Here is a 15407-nt window from a genome sequence, read left to right as displayed (position 1 = left end):
CCGCCATCACTGGTCCTTGAGGTTCCAGGGCATGACGAGCCCGTACTTCCACAGGTAGAAGCCGATCAGCGCGCCCGCGACGACGAGGCCCACGCTGGTCAGGATGATGTTGCGGCGGCGGACCTTCGGGTCGAGCGCCTTCTGCGCCGCCTCGGTGACCTTGCGCTTGGTCCAGCGCAGCACGAGGTGGGCCCAGGCGAACTCGGTGGCCCAGATCGCCAGGCCCGCGAAGATCGCGACCCAGCCGGGGCCGGGCAGGACGAGCATGGCCACACCGGCGGCGATCACGGCGAGGCCGACGACGAAGACGCCGACCTGCCAGCTGAGGTGCAGGCCCCGGCGGGCCTTGATGAAGGCGGGCGCCTTCGACACGTGCGGCGCCTCGGGCTCGTCGGCCGCGGTTTCCGCGCCCTCGGTGGCGTCCGTGGCGCGCGCGGCGGATTCCTCGGCGGCGGACTCGTTGGTTCCGCGGTCACTCCCCGTATTCATGGGGTCGAATCTACCGGAGCCGGAAGCACACGTGAATGGTGGTTTGGATCCGCCGTCCGAGGGACCCAGAGGTCCGCAAAACGGTCAGAGGGGTTTACAACGGCACCGTAGGTGGCATGTCGATTTCGCCGACGTGCGAATCCCCGAGCGCACACTGAGCGAAAGGCCCTGGCGCTTATGAACACCACGGTCAGCTGCGAGCTGCACCTGCGCCTCGTTGTGTCGAGCGAGTCCTCACTGCCTGTTCCCGCGGGCCTGCGGTATGACACGGCCGACCCCTACGCCGTGCACGCCACCTTCCACACCGGCGCCGAGGAGACGGTCGAATGGGTATTCGCCCGCGATCTCCTCGCTGAGGGCCTCCACCGGCCCACCGGTACCGGCGACGTCCGCGTCTGGCCGTCCCGCAGCCACGGTCAGGGCGTCGTCTGCATCGCCCTGAGCTCACCGGAGGGAGAAGCACTGCTCGAAGCACCCGCCCGAGCACTCGAGTCGTTCCTCAAGCGGACGGACGCCGCGGTTCCACCCGGGACCGAGCACCGGCACTTCGACCTCGACAAGGAGCTCTCCCACATCCTGGCCGAAAGCTGAGCCAGGCCTACAGCCGCTCGACACCGTCCGACTCGGGGCGACGGTGCGGGGCGGACAACCTCATACGGCAGTGCCGGCGCTGTCCCCGCGGGAACCACCCGCGAGGACGGCGCCGGTGTGCTGCCGGGGGACCCGCTAGAGTCGGGCGGCAGCGGCGGCGCCTCCCGTCGCCGCAGGCCCGGCCCCCTAGGGAGACCCCGTGCAGATCCCCCACGACACCCGTCGCGCGCTCGACGTCGTCGTCGCGCTGGTGAACACCGCGGCCGAGGCCGACCAGCCCGACGGGCTCTCGGACGTGGGCGCGCTGCGCGCCTTCGTCCAGGAGTACGCGATCAGTGACGTCGGCGAGCTCGGCGCCCGCGACCTGGCCGGCGTACGGACCGTGCGCGCCAAGTTCGCCCAGGTCTTCGCCGCACCGAACCCGCGTGCGGCCGCCGCACTCGTCAACGAGCTCGTGGCCACCGCGGGCACCACCCCGCAGCTGACCGACCACGACGGCTACGACTGGCACGTCCACTACTTCGCGCCCGGCGCGTCGGTCGACGACCACCTGGCGGCCGACGGCGGCATGGCCCTGGCCTTCATCGTGGTCTCCGGCGAGCACGAACGGCTGCGCCGCTGCGAGGCCCCGGACTGCCGGCGCGCCTTCGTGGACCTGTCGCGCAACCGCTCCCGGCGCTACTGCGACAGCCGGACCTGCGGGAACCGGCTGCACGTCGCGGCGTACCGGGCCCGGCGCAAGGAGGCCGACGCGGGGCTGTCAGAGCATGAAGAGGTCGTGCACGGCGGCGAGCAGCAGCAGGACGCCGATCACCGCTAGGAAGATCATCAGGGGCGGCTGGGAGAGCGCGAAGAGGCAGCCTCGCGGCTCCTCCTCGACGGGGGCGGGTACCGGCACGGGCACCGAGGGCTCACTCTGCGAAGTCTCGAGCATGTCGGGCGATGATGGCGCAGCGCACGCCCGCCCGCCCCTCAACACGCCAACAACCGTGCGGCAGTTCGCCCGATCTCGTGGACCTGTGGGTCGGACCCGGGTGGACGGGGGTCAGATGCCGTGCTTCTTGAGGATCGCCTCGATGTCGGAGAAGTCGTCGGCGGGAGCGGCCGCGGCCGGCTTGCGGCCGGGCGCGGGATCGCGCTGCGCGCCGGTTCCGGCGGCGCCGAGGGACGGCGCGGAGGCGGCCGGGGCCACGGCCTCCGGGGCCCGGCCTCCCTTGGTCTTCTTCCGCGCGGGCTCGCCGGACGGGCCGAGGCGGCGGCGCTCGACGGCCCGCGTGGCGGCGAAGAGCGCCCAGGACAGCGCCAGCAGCCCGAAGCCGATCCACACGGTCGGGTTGAAGACGATGCCGGTCAGCCACTCCACGACGCCGGTGAGGACCAGGCCGATGGGGACGAGCGCGTACGCGGTGATCCGCGCGGCGGTCAGGAAGCGCTTGCGGTAGGCGGTCAGTGCGGCGATGCCCAGGCCCGCCGCGGACACCGCGGAGCAAATGGTCTCGGCGAGCATGCGGTCCTCCGGACTGTCGGCGGCAGGGCGATCTGTCCCTGTCCATCCTGCACCGCCCGTCATCACGACGGCCAGGTCCACGGCCGCCCCCGGGCGGATCTCGGGGACATCTCCGGGTCGCGCCTCCTCCCCAGGGCCCGGTAGGTGGGCCCGGCCGGGGCTGGGAGACTGTCGGTATGACCGATTCCGTGATCCTCGACGTCTGGTGCGAACTGCAGTGCCCGGACTGCCACCGCGCCCTGGACGACGTCCGCGCCCTGCGGGCCCGCTACGGCGACCGGCTGGACATCCGGCTGCGCCACTTCCCCCTGGAGAAGCACAAGCACGCCTTCGCCGCGGCGCAGGCGGCCGAGGAGGCCGTCGAGCAGGGGCAGGGGTGGCCCTACGCGGAGGCCGTCCTGGCGCGCACCGCCGAGCTGGCCGAGCGCGGCGAGCCGGTGCTGCTGGACGTGGCGCGCGAACTGGGTCTGGACGTCGAGGAGTTCGACACCGCCCTGATCGACGGGCGGCACATCCTGATCGTCGACGCCGACCAGGCCGAGGGCAAGGCGATCGGCGTGTCCGGCACCCCGACGTACGTGATCGACGGCGAGCGCCTCGACGGCGGCAAGAGCCAGGACGGCCTGCGCGCCCGCATCGAGGAGATCGCCGACCGCCTGCTCGCTTCCTGAGCGCCTGGGCCGTCTCTTCCGGATCTTGCCTCGCCCGCGCCGCCCGGCAAGATCCGGAAGAGACGACCTAGATCAGCTCTTTGACGGCGTTGACGGTGGTGTCCCGGTAGCCGAGCGACTCGTAGAGCCGCCGGGCCGGGGTGTTGCCCTCGACCACGTACAGCCCGAGGTGCCGGGCGCCGGCCGCCAGTGCGCTGTGTTCGGCCAGCAGCATGAGGGTCCGGCCGTGGCCCCGGCCGCGGTGTGCGGGCTCGACCCGGACGTCGTACACGTAGGGGACGGTGCCGAGGGCGGGCAGTTCCCGCTCCCCCACCCACACGCTGCCCAGGATCTCGCCCTGCGGGCCCTCCACCACGTGGAAGGCCGTGCCGGGGGTCTCCCGTCCGGCCGGGAGCATCCGGGCGTGTTCGGCGCGGGACGCGGCCACGCCCTGCTCCTCGGTCATGCCCGGGGAGACGAGGCGGGGGCCGTACTCGACGATCTCCACCTCCAGCCAGGCGTCGAACTCCGCCGGGGTCATCGGGCGGCCCGTGCATCCCGCGGGGAGCACGGGCGGTTGCGCCGGCAGCTCCTTGACCATGACCCGGCCGGTCTCCCGGTAGCCGAGGGCGGTGGCCAGCCGCAGCGCCGCCCCGGCGTCGGCGGGCACCGACACGGCGATGCCGGTGCAGCGCCAGGAGCGCAGCACCTCCTCGGCGGCGAGCGCGGCGACCGTGCCGCGTCCGCGCCGGCGGTCCGGTTCGTCGATCCACAGGTCCCGGATCACGCCGGTCCCGGGCTGGGCGGCCGACCTGGTGGCCAGTTCGAGGGTGCCGACGTGGCGGCTGTTGACCCGCACCTCGTAGGTCCGCGAGCGGGTGCCGTCACTGTGCTGCTGGAGCGGCTGTGCGGGCCGCAGGGTGGTGGTCATCACTTCGAGTTCTACCTGCCCCGCGGTCCCGCGTCACCAGGGTTCACGGATCGATGTCCGATCCGGCCATCACCTCGAAGATCCGCATCACCTCGGCCGTGACCGGTCCGGGGCCCCTCCCCAGTTCGCGGTCGTCGATCCGGACGACCGCCTGGGCGTCGCGCAGGGAGGAGGTCACGAAGACCTCCTCGGCGCGTTCCAGCACGTCGAAGGGCAGGTCGGTCTCCTTCGCCCCGGCCCAGTCGAGGATGAGGGCCCGGGTGATGCCCGCCAGGCAGCCGGAGCTCAGCGGCGGCGTGTGCAGTTCCCCGTCGATGACGACGAAGACGTTGGAGCCGGTGCCCTCGCAGAGCCGGCCCACGGTGTTGGCGAGGAGCGCCTCGGAGGCCCCGGCCCGGTGCGCGGCGGCGAGGGCGACGACGTTCTCGGCGTACGAGGTGGTCTTCAGGCCGGCCACGGCGGAGCGCTCGTTGCGCACCCAGGGGACGGTGACGACGGCGGTGGCGTCCGGGCGGCGCACGGACGGCGCGACGGCGGCGATCAGGGTGGTGCCGGCGTCGCCGCGGTCGGAGCCGAGGGGGGCGACCCCGCCGGTGTAGGTGAGGCGCAGCCGTCCCTGCTCCACCGGGTTGGCCTCCAGTACGGCGGCGCAGGCGCGGCGCACCTCGTCGAGGTCGGGGTCGGGCAGGCCGAGTCCCCGGGCGGAGCGGGTGAGCCGTTCCAGGTGGCGGGTGAGGGCGAAGGCCCGGCCGCGCTCCGCCTTCAGCGTCTCGAAGACGCCGTCGCCGACGGTCAGCCCGTGGTCGAGGACGGACACGTGGGCGTTGTCGACGTCCCGCAGTGCTCCGTCGAGCCAGATCCTCATGGTGCGGTCCTTCCGATCGTCCCGTTCGCCCCCTGGGTGCCGGTGCTCTCGTGGCCCGCCGCGACCCGCAGGAGCCGGGCGGCCTTCAGTTCGGTCTCCGCCCACTCGCGGTCGGGGTCGGAGCCCCAGGTGATGCCGGCGCCGGTCCCGAAGAGCAGGCTGGGGCCGCCGGGGGTCTCGCGGTCGATCCAGAAGGTGCGGATGCCGACGGCGAGCTCGGCGGTGCCCCGGTCGGCGTCGACCCAGCCGATGCCGCCGCAGTAGGGACCGCGCGGGGCGGTCTCCAGAGCCTCGATGATCCGCAGGGCGGAGGACTTGGGCGCGCCGGTGACGGAGCCGGGCGGGAAGGTGGCGGCGAGCAGCTCGGGCCAGCCGGCGCCGTCGGCGAGCTCGCCGCTCACGGTGGAGACGAGGTGGACCAGGCCCGGGTGCTCCTCGACGGCGCACAGTTCGGGGACGGTGACGGAGCCCGTGGCGCAGACCCGGCCAAGGTCGTTGCGTACAAGGTCCACGATCATCACGTTCTCGGCGTGGTCCTTGGGGAGCAGGTCGGCGGCGGTGCGGCCGGTGCCCTTGATGGGTCCGGACTCGATGCGGCGGCCGGTGCGGCGCAGGAACAGCTCCGGGGAGGCGGTGGCGATCTCCACGCCGTGCGCGGCCAGCCGAATCGTTCCTGCGAAGGGGGCGGGGTTGCCGCGGGCGAGGAGCGCCGTGAGGGCGTCGACATCGGCGCGGTCCGGGTGCGGCAGCGGCGCGGACATCACCCGGCAGAGGTTGGCCTGGTAGACCTCACCTGCGGCGATGTGCTCGCGGATGCGGCGCACGCCGTCGACGTACGCGGTCCGGTCGAGCGAGGAGGTCCACTGGTCGGCGTCGGGGCCGCGCCAGGCGCCCGGGACCGGCGCGGGGACCGGATCGGGGCGCACGTCCCCGAAGCGCGCGCAGACGAGCCGCCCTTCGAAGCCGGCGGCCACCGCCCAGAAGCCGGTGGAGTCGAGGGCCGCGGGATCGCTGGTGACGTCCCGGAGGTCGGTCGCGAGGAGGCCGCCGAAGCGGGCCATGGGGGGCAGGTCGTGCACGGCTGCGAGTCTATGACCGGTGACGACGCCGCGCCGGTGGGGTGACGGAGGGGTGACCTGTGGTGATCGAGCGGCAGCACGCTGCGGAAACGCGTTTTTGAGCTGGCCCGGGAATCCGCTAGAGTTCAACTCGTCGCCAGGGAGCGAAGGGGGAAAACCCCGGAGTGAACACGGTGACCTGCGGACGTAGCTCAGTTGGTAGAGCACCACCTTGCCAAGGTGGATGTCGCGAGTTCGAGTCTCGTCGTCCGCTCGAAGTGGGGGATCTTCCCGAGAACCCCTGCAGCTCCATGGTGGAGTGGCCGAGAGGCGAGGCAACGGCCTGCAAAGCCGTCTACACGGGTTCAAATCCCGTCTCCACCTCCAAGGACGATTAGCTCAGCGGGAGAGCGCTTCCCTGACACGGAAGAGGTCACTGGTTCAATCCCAGTATCGTCCACTGATCCGCAAGGATCCCCGCGCGATTAGCTCAGCGGGAGAGCGCTTCCCTGACACGGAAGAGGTCACTGGTTCAATCCCAGTATCGCGCACGCAGCACCTGGCATCACCTGTCCGACCTGCGGCTTCCGAGCCGTGGTTCCCGCGCGATTAGCTCAGCGGGAGAGCGCTTCCCTGACACGGAAGAGGTCACTGGTTCAATCCCAGTATCGCGCACCGATGAAAGCCCCGGCCGTCTCCTCGGCCGGGGCTTTCGCGTTCCCTTTCCCCGTCCGAGCGGGGCACGAAAAAGGGTGCTGCCCGTCCGACTCCCCAGCCGTACGGGCAGCACCCTTCACCTGCCGTCCGTCCGTCGCTCCCCCGTCCCCACGGGGTTCGACGACCGATGTCCCGGCCCGGACCGCTCTCCCGGGCCCGGGGCGCCGCTCAGCGCCCCGGCATCAGACCCACGGACGACGCCTGTGCCGCCAGCTGATCGAAGCCTCCGAAGAGGAAGAGCAGCAGGGCGGCCAGGGGGAGCACCATGGCCGCGGCCACCAGCGGGTGGCGGGTGCCGGACTCGTGGCCGTTGAACGCGAATGCCTTGCGTCCCTGCCGTGCGATGTCCGCCATGGCCCTCTCCCTGTCGTTTGGCAGCGGCGGGCTTGTGACCTCGGGGGACGAGTGCGCCACCCGCCGCTTGTCTTCAACACTAGGCGGGCGGGCGGCCCCTGGCCTCATGCCTTCGTACCCATTGCCGGGCCTCCAGGAGGATGACGGGGCCTCGTCCGTGTACTCCCCTGGGTGGAGGCCGCTCCCCCGCTGTCGGGGTCTTCCCGGAGGGGATGACCGGAGGGTAGTGACTTCTCTCACTTCCGTCACTCCCTGTTGATGCGTGTCCGTCCACCGGCCCTCGGCAAGATCCACTCGCGCGTGGGCGGCATACGGGTGCACCCGGGCGCTCCCGCACCCGCCCCCAGGCCCCAATCCCCTTGATCCAAGGGCCGCTTGGTCGCGCCGACCACCCGCTCCGCGCTGCCGCCCGAACCCCCTGATGCTCCCTCAAGTGTGCTGTGCCGCACTGACAATCGAATCCCACGGCGAGGGCGCGGCCTCTGAGCACGCATGCCGGATGGTCCGTAAGCTGTGCCACGTCAACAGGACGACCGGTCAGCGGGGTGGACATGGCGATGATGCGGCTCCGGCGCGAGGACCCGCGTGTCGTCGGCTCGTTCAGGCTGCACCGGCGGCTCGGTGCCGGCGGCATGGGCGTGGTCTACCTGGGATCGGACCGGCGCGGACAGCGCGTCGCGCTCAAGGTCATCCGGCCGGACCTCGCCGAGGACCAGGAGTTCCGCTCTCGGTTCGCCCGCGAGGTGTCCGCCGCCCGGCGGATCCGGGGCGGCTGCACGGCGCGGCTGGTGGCGGCGGACCTGGAGGCCGAGCGGCCGTGGTTCGCCACCCAGTACGTCCCCGGCCCCTCGCTGCACGACAAGGTGGCCGAGGAGGGCCCCCTGACGGCCGCGCAGATCGCCGCCGTCGGCGCCGCGCTCTCCGAGGGGCTGGTCGCCGTGCACGAGGCGGGTGTCGTCCACCGGGACCTCAAGCCCTCGAACATCCTGCTCTCCCCCAAGGGCCCGCGGATCATCGACTTCGGGATCGCCTGGGCCACCGGGGCGAGCACGCTCACCCATGTGGGAACGGCCGTCGGCTCCCCCGGCTTCCTCGCGCCCGAGCAGGTGCGCGGCGCGGCCGTCACCCCCGCCACCGACGTCTTCGCCCTCGGCGCCACCCTCGCCTACGCGGCGACCGCCGACTCGCCCTTCGGGCACGGCAGTTCCGAGGTCATGCTCTACCGCGTGGTGCACGAGGAGCCGCACCTCCAGGGCGTCCCGGACGCGCTGGCGCCCCTCGTACGGGCATGCCTGGCCAAGGATCCCGAGGAGCGGCCCAGCACGCTCCAGCTGTCGATGCGGCTCAAGGAGATCGCGGCCCGCGAGGCACAGGGACTGTCGGAGGGCCGCCCGCCGGCGCAGCGGGCCCGGACCGAACGGCCGACGGGCCGGCTCCCCGAGGACTACGCGGAGCAGCGCACGGAGCGTCGTACCGGCGGCTCCACCACGCCCCGGGGCACGGGCGGATCCCCGGGCGGGCCGCACTCGCGGCCCTCGTCCTCCCGCAATCCACGCAACCCCGGCGGCCCGTCCTCCCGGCCGACCTCGGGCCGTACGGGCGGCCGCCCGGCGCCCAGGACGACCGGGACCGGACGACGCCCGTCACGGCCGGACCCGCGGCTGATGCGGCAGCGGCTGATCGTGTTCGTGCTGGTCACGCTGATCGTGGCGCTGGGCATCGCCGCGGCCCAGAAGCTCTAGGTCGTCTCTTTCGGATCGTGCCGGTCAAGCCCGCGTCGTCCGGTGCACGGCGAGGTGCGGTGCCGGGCGGCGCGGGCGAGGCAAGATCCGGAAGAGACGAGCTGGGCCGGGCGGCCGTACGCTGCCCGCGGGGCGTCGCTACGCCGTCTCGCGGCCCTGGGCCACGGCGTAGAAGGCGACGGCGGCGGCCGCGCCGACGTTCAGCGAGTCCACGCCGTGCGCCATCGGGATCCGTACCCACTCGTCGGCGGCGACCAGCGCCTGCGTGGAGAGGCCGTCCCCCTCGGCGCCGAGCATCAGCGCGACCCGCTCCAGGGACTGCGGCGCGGCCACGTCGATCGGCGAGGCCTTCTCGTGCGGGGTGAGGGCGAGCAGCTTGAAGCCCGCCTCCCGCACCGAGTCCAGGCTCTTCGGCCAGGCCTCCAGACGGGCGTACGGAACGGAGAACACGGCGCCCATGGAGACCTTCACCGAGCGGCGGTAGAGCGGGTCCGCGCAGTCGGGGGACAGCAGCACCGCGTCCATGCCGAGGGCGGCGGCGCTGCGGAAGATCGCCCCGATGTTGGTGTGGTCGTTGACCGCTTCCATGACGACCACGCGGCGGGTCGTGGCGAGCAGCTCCTCGGCCGTGGGCAGCGGCTTGCGCTGCATGGAGGCGAGGGCGCCGCGGTGCACGTGGTAGCCGGTGACGCGTTCGGCGAGCTCGGGGCTGACGGCGTAGACCGGAGCGGGGAGTTCGTCGATGACGTCGCGCATGACGTCGACCCACTTGGCCGAGAGCAGCATCGAGCGCATCTCGTAGCCGGCGTCCTTGGCGCGTCTGATGACCTTCTCGCCCTCGGCGATGAAGAGTCCTTCGGCGGGCTCGCGCCTGCGCCGCAGTTCGACGTCGGTCAGGCCCGTGTAGTCGCGCAGGCGCGGGTCGTCGGGGTCCTCGACGGTGATGAGATCAGCCACAGGGTGATACTGCCTTGTCCTGGGTGCGGTGCCAACGGCCTGTCAGGCGCTGGTGCTGGGGGCGCTGGTTCCGGGGGCGTTGACGCGGACGACCTCGCCGATGACGATGACGGCCGGCGGGCGGACCTCCTCGGCGCGGACGACCTCGCCGACCGTGGCGAGGGTGGCGTCCACCCGGCGCTGGGTGGCGGTGGTGCCCTCCTGGACGACCGCGACGGGGGTGTCGGCCGCGCGGCCGTGGCGTACGAGCGCCTCGGCGATCAGGCCGATCTTGTCGACGCCCATGAGGATCACCAGGGTGCCGGTGAGCCGGGCGAGGGCGGCCCAGTCCACGAGGGAGCGCGCGTCGTCGGGCCCGACGTGCCCGCTGACCACGGTGAACTCGTGGGCCACACCGCGGTGGGTGACCGGGATGCCGACGGCGCCGGGCACCGAGATCGAGCTGGAGATGCCGGGCACGACGGTGCAGGGGATGCCCTGTTCGGCGAGGGCCTGGAGCTCCTCCATGCCGCGGCCGAAGACGTACGGGTCCCCGCCCTTGAGCCGCACCACGGCCTTGCCGGCCTTGGCGTGCTCGATCAGCGCGTTGTTGATGGCCTCCTGGGCCATGAACCGGCCGTACGGGATCTTCGCGGCGTCGATGACCTCGACGTGCGGGGGGAGCTCGTCGAGCAGGTCACGGGGGCCGAGCCGGTCGGCGATGACGACGTCGGCCTCGGCGAGGAGGCGGCGGCCGCGCACGGTGATGAGGTCGGGGTCGCCGGGCCCGCCGCCGACGAGGGCGACGCCGGGGGTGCGGGGGCGGGCGGCCGTGAGGGTGCCGTCGCGCAGCCCCTCGACGACGGCGTCCCGGACGGCGGCGGAGCGGCGGGGGTCGTTGCCGCTCAGCACGGCGACGGTGACGCCCTCCACGCGGCCGGTGGCCGGGGTCCAGGCGGTGGCGGCCTCGGCGTCGTCGGCGCGCACGCACCAGATCCGCTCGCGCTCGGCCTCGGCGGAGGCGGCGTCGTTCGCGGCCCGGTCCCGGGTGGCGATGAGGGCGTACCAGGCGCCGGCCAGGTCGCCGTCCTCGTAGCGGCGGCGCTCCCAACGGATCTCACCGGTCTCGGTCATGGCGTCCACGGAGGGGGTGGCGGAGGGCGAGACGAGCAGGACGTCGGCGCCGGCCGCGACGAGCGCGGGGAGGCGGCGCTGGGCGACCTGGCCGCCGCCGATGACGACGACGCGGCGGCCGGCGAGTCGAAGTCCTACGGGGTAGGCGGGGGTGTCGGCCATGGCGGTTGCGGCTCCTGGGGGGCGGCGGTGCGGTGCTCTTGGGTGCCGCTGCGGCGCTGGAGCGGCGGGGTACTGACGTGCGGTGATGCGGTGCTGGTCCACCATACGGCGCGGCCCGTCCCGCAGCGCGGACGGGTCCCACGCCGACCCCACGGGGCCCCGTCCGGCTGGGCCGGAGCCGGCGGACGGCTTCGAGGTGCGCCCGGGCCGGGCCGCGGGCCGCGGGGGCCGATGCCTCGACCCGGCCCAGCACCGTGCCCGGGATCCCGGCCGCGAGCCCGGGGGCCGGGGGGCGGCTTCGGGGTGAGGCGGTGCCGCGACGGCCGCCGCCCTGCCCGGCCCAGCACCCGTGCCCGGGATCCCGGCCGTGAGCCCGAGGGCCGGGGGGCGGCTTCGGGGTGGGGCGGTGCCCCTCCGGGACGTCTCCTCGGCTCGCGAACCCTTGGCCTGACCGGCCCGTTGCCCGGCGATGGGTTCGCTCGACCTGCGGGGACGCCCCGGAGTGTCCCCACCCCACGGCCCCCTACCATCGCGCCGCACATATTCAGCCCCGCCGGCGATTGAGGCGGGGGGTCGGGGGCGGAGCCCCGGGCAGTGAGCCGCGCCCGCCCACCCACCATCCGGTCGCGCCGCGCACATTCAGCCCCGCCGGCGTTTGAGGCGCGGGGTCGGGGGCGGAGCCCCGGGCAGTGAGCCGCACCCGCCACCCACCATCCGGCCTCGCCGCGCACATTCAGCCCCGCCGGCGATTGAGGCGCGGGGTCTGGGGCGGAGCCCCGGGCAGTGAGCCGCGCCCGACACCATCCGGGCGGCCGCGCATGGCCAGCCCCGCCGGCGATTGAGGCGCGGGCGGGGCGTTTGGCGGCCGGGTTATTTTTCTGTGACGCCGGCCGAGTCGAAGGTGGCCACCTCGTGCATCGCACGGGCCGCGCTCTGGACCAGCGGGAGGGCCAGCAGCGCGCCCGTGCCCTCGCCGAGGCGGAGGTCCAGGTCGACCAGGGGGCGCAGGCCGAGCTTGTTCAGGGCCGCCACGTGCCCCGGCTCCGCGCTGCGGTGTCCCGCGATGCACGCCGAGAGGGACTCGGGGGCGATGGCCCGGGCCACCAGGGCGGCCGCGCCCGCGCTGACGCCGTCCAGGATCACGGGAGTCCGCAGGGAGGCTCCGCCCAGGAGCAGGCCGACGATCGCCGCGTGCTCCAGGCCGCCGATGGCCGCCAGGACGCCGATCGGGTCCGCCGGGTCCGGCTGGTGGAGTTCCAGGGCGCGGCGGACGACGTCGACCTTGCGGGCGTGCGTCTCGTCGTTGATGCCGGTGCCGCGGCCGGTGACCTCCGCCGGGTCGACGCCCGTGAAGACCGAGATGAGGGCGGCGGAGACCGTGGTGTTGGCGATGCCCATCTCGCCGGTGAGGAGGGCCTTGTTGCCCGCCGCCACCAGGTCGCGGGCCGTCTCGATGCCGACCTCGACGGCCGCGACGGCCTCCTCGCGGGTCATCGCCGGGCCGACCGAGAGGTCGGCCGTGCCCGGGCGGACCTTGCGCGGGAGCAGGCCCGGGGTGGCCGGGAGGTCGCCGGCGACGCCGACGTCGATCACGCAGACCTCGGCGCCGACCTGGTTGGCGAATGCGTTGCACACCGCGCCGCCGCCCAGGAAGTTCGCCACCATCTGCGTGGTGACCTCCTGCGGCCAGGGGGTGACGCCCTGGGCGTGCACGCCGTGATCGCCGGCGAAGATCGCCACGGCGGCCGGCTCCGGGATCGGCGGCGGGCAGACCCTGGACAGGCCGGCCAGCTGCGCGGAGATGATCTCCAGCATGCCCAGGGCCCCGGCGGGCTTGGTCATGCGCTTCTGCCGCTCCCACGCCTCGCCGAGCGCCTTCGCGTCGAGCGGGCGGATGCTGGCGACCGTCTCCGAGAGCAGGTCGTGCGGTTCCTCGCCGGGCAGTGCGCGGCGCCCGTACGTCTCCTCGTGGACGACCCACGAGAGGGGCCGCCGCTGGGACCAGCCGGCCTGGGCCAGCTCGGGCTCCTCCGGGAACTCGTCGACGTAGCCGACGCACAGGTAGGCGACGACCTCCAGGTGCTCCGGCAGGCCGAGCTCGCGGACCATCTCGCGCTCGTCGAAGAAGCTGACCCAGCCGACGCCGAGGCCTTCGGCGCGCGCGGCGAGCCAGAGGTTCTCGACGGCGAGGGCCGAGGAGTACGGGGCCATCTGCGGCTGGGTGTGCCGGCCGAGGGTGTGGCGGCCGCCGCGGGTGGGGTCGGCGGTGACGACGATGTTCACCGGGGTGTCGAGGATGGCCTCGATCTTGAGTTCCTTGAACTGCTTCGCCCGGCCCTTGGGCAGCGACTTCGCGTAGGCCTCGCGCTGGCGCTGGGCGAGCTCGTGCATCGTCCGGCGGGTCTCGGCGGAGCGGATGACGACGAAGTCCCAGGGCTGGGAGTGGCCGACGCTGGGCGCGGTGTGGGCCGCTTCCAGGACGCGGAGCAGCACCTCGTGCGGGATCGGGTCGGTACGGAAGCCCTTGCGGATGTCGCGGCGCTCGCGCATGACGCGCAGGACGGCCTCGCGCTCGGCGTCGTCGTAGGCGGGGGCCGGGTCGCCCGCGTGCTCGGCCGGGGCGGGCGCCTCGGGCTGGGCTTCCGGCTGGGCCTCGGCGGGGGCGACCGGCTCGGGCCCGGCTTCGACGGCCTCCGGCTGCACCGGCTCCACCGCGACGGCCTCGGCCGGGGCGACCGGCTCGGGGGCGACCTCGATCACCTCCGGCTCGACGGGCTCCGGCTGGGCTTCGACCGGCTCCGCGACGGGGGTGACGGGCTGCGGCGCGGCTTCGGGCGCATCCGGTGCGACGGCTTCGACGGGCTCGGGCTGGACGACGGCGACCGCCTCGACGGGGGCGACCTGCTCGGGCCGGGCCTCGACGGGCTCGGGCCGGACCGGCTCGACGGCGACGGCCTCGGCCGGGTCGACGGCCTCCTGCGCGGCCTCGATCGGCTCGGGCACCGCGACCGGCGCGACGGGCTCGGCTGCCGCGGGCGCCGCCTCTGCCACGACGACCTCGGACTGCTGCTCGGGCTGCGCCGGCTGCTCGGGCTGAACCACCGTTTCTGCGGGCACCGCGAGCGGCTCCGGCTCGACGGGCGGCTGCGCGGCCTCGACGGCCTGCTCGGGCGCGGCCTGCGCCTCCGGCTCGGGCGCGGCCTCGACCGGCTCCGGAGCGGCCACCGGCTCCGCGCCCCAGGGGGCCCCGGCCTGCGGCGGGATCTCGCCCGGCTGCGGGGCGGGGGACGCGACGGCCTCCGCACGGGGGACGTCGAGGTACTCCGGGCCCGTGGTCGGGGGCCCCGCCTGGCGGAGCGGCGCGGGCACCGCCGGGCCGCTGGGCACGGTGGCCGTCGGGGCGGCCGGGGCGGGGGCCGCGGCCGGGCCGCGGTCCGCGAGGGAACGTACGACTCCGCCGGTGGCGTCGGGCACGGGCGGGCCCATGTGCAGCGGGCGCCGGACGGGGGTCGCGGGGGCCACCGGAGCGGCGGGGGCCGCGGGCGGCGCGCCGACGAGGCCGCCGAGGTCGAGCGCGCCGGAGTCACGGCCGCCCGCCTCGTGCGCGCCCGCGCTGTAGCCGGCGTCGGGGAAGGAGGGCTGGGGGAAGCCGGGGTACGCGGTGGGCTCGGGGTACCCGGCCTGCTCGGGGTACGCCGGGGCCTCGGGGTAGCCGGGTCCGGCGCCGTAGGACGCGTCGGCGTACGCCGGCGGCTCGGAGAGCTGGGGGTCCACGGGGAAGACGGGGGCCGGCGGGACGACCTGCGGGTCGCTCCACGCGCCCTGGCCGCTCGGCATCAGCAGCAGTTCCTCGTCCTCCGGCTCGGCCGGGTTGTCCATGAGGTCCTGGAAGGCGTAGCCGCCGGGAATCGGTGCCGGCGTCCGGACCGGAGCGGGGACGCCCTGCTGATCCACCATGCCCGCACTGTCCGGGAGACCCTCGCCCGGTACCTGGCCGGTGTCAGTCATGCTTACCCCTCGCCCATCGGTTCTGCCTCGTCGGTCGCCCGGTCGCCCACGAGGCCTCCAAGCGGAGTTGCCGTGCGGGGCCGGCGTGCGACGGGTCCGTCTCACATCCGCCTGCACGACAACCACTAAGCATTGTCGCGCCCGTTAGCCATCGTGGCGGCCATAACCGCCGTGGTCCTCTGTGGACTGCGCCACGTCGCGCGTTCCGGCGGTGTCGCCATGCCCGAAACGTCGAGGCAGTACGACGATCGGCCAGCCTACCC

Annotated in this window: 14 protein-coding genes and 5 tRNA genes; 9 read left to right on the top strand and 10 right to left on the bottom strand. The window is 74.1% G+C overall.

Annotated features, from left to right (window positions below):
- Window positions 1-6: 6 nt before the first annotated feature.
- Window positions 7-489: a TIGR02611 family protein gene (locus tag ACFYP3_RS16245; RefSeq protein ID WP_388832112.1), complete on the bottom strand. Its 483-nt coding sequence runs from the start codon at window positions 487-489 to the stop codon at window positions 7-9.
- Between the two features lie 177 nt (window positions 490-666).
- On the opposite strand from ACFYP3_RS16245, the gene ACFYP3_RS16240 reads away from it, so the two are divergent.
- Together ACFYP3_RS16240 and ACFYP3_RS16235 are read left to right on the top strand one after the other, a co-directional pair.
- On the top strand, window positions 667-1080 hold the full coding sequence (locus tag ACFYP3_RS16240) for an SsgA family sporulation/cell division regulator (protein WP_030011909.1): 414 nt from the start codon (window positions 667-669) through the stop codon (window positions 1078-1080).
- 199 nt (window positions 1081-1279) lie between these two features.
- Window positions 1280-1900: a CGNR zinc finger domain-containing protein gene (locus ACFYP3_RS16235; protein ID WP_388832108.1), complete on the top strand. Its 621-nt coding sequence runs from the start codon at window positions 1280-1282 to the stop codon at window positions 1898-1900.
- Here ACFYP3_RS16235 and ACFYP3_RS16230 read toward each other — a convergent pair.
- Entirely contained in the window at window positions 1841-2014 is a 174-nt protein-coding gene (locus tag ACFYP3_RS16230; protein ID WP_388832105.1) for a hypothetical protein, read from the bottom strand. The genes ACFYP3_RS16235 and ACFYP3_RS16230 overlap by 60 nt on opposite strands.
- Window positions 2015-2125: 111 nt before the next feature.
- Window positions 2126-2587 (bottom strand): hypothetical protein, encoded by a 462-nt coding sequence (locus tag ACFYP3_RS16225; RefSeq protein ID WP_388832103.1) that lies wholly within the window; start codon window positions 2585-2587, stop codon window positions 2126-2128.
- Window positions 2588-2763: 176 nt separating this feature from the next.
- Here ACFYP3_RS16225 and ACFYP3_RS16220 point away from each other — a divergent pair, with 176 nt between their 5' ends.
- The gene (locus ACFYP3_RS16220; RefSeq protein WP_388832100.1) at window positions 2764-3258 is read left to right on the top strand and encodes a DsbA family protein; all 495 of its coding nucleotides are present in this window, start codon (window positions 2764-2766) and stop codon (window positions 3256-3258) included.
- A gap of 67 nt (window positions 3259-3325) precedes the next feature.
- Here ACFYP3_RS16220 and ACFYP3_RS16215 read toward each other — a convergent pair whose 3' ends face one another.
- From ACFYP3_RS16215 to ACFYP3_RS16205, 3 genes are read right to left on the bottom strand one after another with little or no spacing between them, the layout of a single operon-like run.
- Window positions 3326-4168: a GNAT family N-acetyltransferase gene (locus tag ACFYP3_RS16215; protein ID WP_388832097.1), complete on the bottom strand. Its 843-nt coding sequence runs from the start codon at window positions 4166-4168 to the stop codon at window positions 3326-3328.
- 43 nt (window positions 4169-4211) lie between these two features.
- Window positions 4212-5033 carry an aminotransferase class IV gene (locus ACFYP3_RS16210; protein ID WP_388832094.1) on the bottom strand — a complete coding sequence of 274 codons (822 nt, stop codon included), beginning with the start codon at window positions 5031-5033 and terminating at the stop codon, window positions 4212-4214.
- On the bottom strand, window positions 5030-6112 hold the full coding sequence (locus ACFYP3_RS16205; protein ID WP_388832091.1) for a chorismate-binding protein: 1083 nt from the start codon (window positions 6110-6112) through the stop codon (window positions 5030-5032). The genes ACFYP3_RS16210 and ACFYP3_RS16205 overlap by 4 nt, the downstream gene beginning before the upstream one ends.
- Window positions 6113-6292: 180 nt before the next feature.
- Here ACFYP3_RS16205 and ACFYP3_RS16200 point away from each other — a divergent pair.
- The 5 genes from ACFYP3_RS16200 (at window position 6293) to ACFYP3_RS16180 (ending at window position 6766) form a co-directional block, all read left to right on the top strand.
- Window positions 6293-6365: transfer RNA gene (locus ACFYP3_RS16200), tRNA-Gly, on the top strand.
- 39 nt (window positions 6366-6404) lie between these two features.
- A tRNA-Cys gene (locus ACFYP3_RS16195) sits at window positions 6405-6478 on the top strand.
- Between the two features lies 1 nt (window position 6479).
- A tRNA-Val gene (locus tag ACFYP3_RS16190) sits at window positions 6480-6551 on the top strand.
- Window positions 6552-6570: 19 nt separating this feature from the next.
- Window positions 6571-6642, top strand: a tRNA-Val gene (locus ACFYP3_RS16185).
- Window positions 6643-6694: 52 nt separating this feature from the next.
- Window positions 6695-6766, top strand: a tRNA-Val gene (locus tag ACFYP3_RS16180).
- Between the two features lie 210 nt (window positions 6767-6976).
- Here the strand turns inward: ACFYP3_RS16180 and ACFYP3_RS16175 are convergent.
- Entirely contained in the window at window positions 6977-7162 is a 186-nt protein-coding gene (locus ACFYP3_RS16175) for a hypothetical protein (RefSeq protein ID WP_030706226.1), read from the bottom strand.
- A gap of 551 nt (window positions 7163-7713) precedes the next feature.
- On the opposite strand from ACFYP3_RS16175, the gene ACFYP3_RS16170 reads away from it, so the two are divergent.
- Window positions 7714-8904 carry a serine/threonine-protein kinase gene (locus ACFYP3_RS16170; RefSeq protein WP_388832088.1) on the top strand — a complete coding sequence of 397 codons (1191 nt, stop codon included), beginning with the start codon at window positions 7714-7716 and terminating at the stop codon, window positions 8902-8904.
- A 138-nt stretch (window positions 8905-9042) separates the two neighbouring features.
- Here ACFYP3_RS16170 and ACFYP3_RS16165 read toward each other — a convergent pair whose 3' ends face one another.
- The 3 genes from ACFYP3_RS16165 to cobT all read right to left on the bottom strand — a co-directional run bounded on the left by ACFYP3_RS16165 (window position 9043) and on the right by cobT (window position 15144).
- Window positions 9043-9861 carry an RNA methyltransferase gene (locus ACFYP3_RS16165; protein WP_362803242.1) on the bottom strand — a complete coding sequence of 273 codons (819 nt, stop codon included), beginning with the start codon at window positions 9859-9861 and terminating at the stop codon, window positions 9043-9045.
- A gap of 42 nt (window positions 9862-9903) precedes the next feature.
- Complete coding sequence (gene cobA / locus ACFYP3_RS16160; RefSeq protein WP_388832084.1) at window positions 9904-11136, bottom strand: uroporphyrinogen-III C-methyltransferase; 1233 nt, start codon at window positions 11134-11136, stop codon at window positions 9904-9906.
- 870 nt (window positions 11137-12006) lie between these two features.
- Window positions 12007-15144, bottom strand: coding sequence for a nicotinate-nucleotide--dimethylbenzimidazole phosphoribosyltransferase (cobT, locus tag ACFYP3_RS16155; RefSeq protein WP_388832081.1), 3138 nt, complete (start codon window positions 15142-15144; stop codon window positions 12007-12009).
- Between the last annotated feature and the right edge of the window lie 263 nt (window positions 15145-15407).

It is taken from the genome of Streptomyces sp. NPDC005533 (genome assembly GCF_042871845.1).
GTDB lineage: Bacteria > Actinomycetota > Actinomycetes > Streptomycetales > Streptomycetaceae > Streptomyces.
This window is presented reverse-complemented; position numbering and strand designations above follow the sequence as displayed.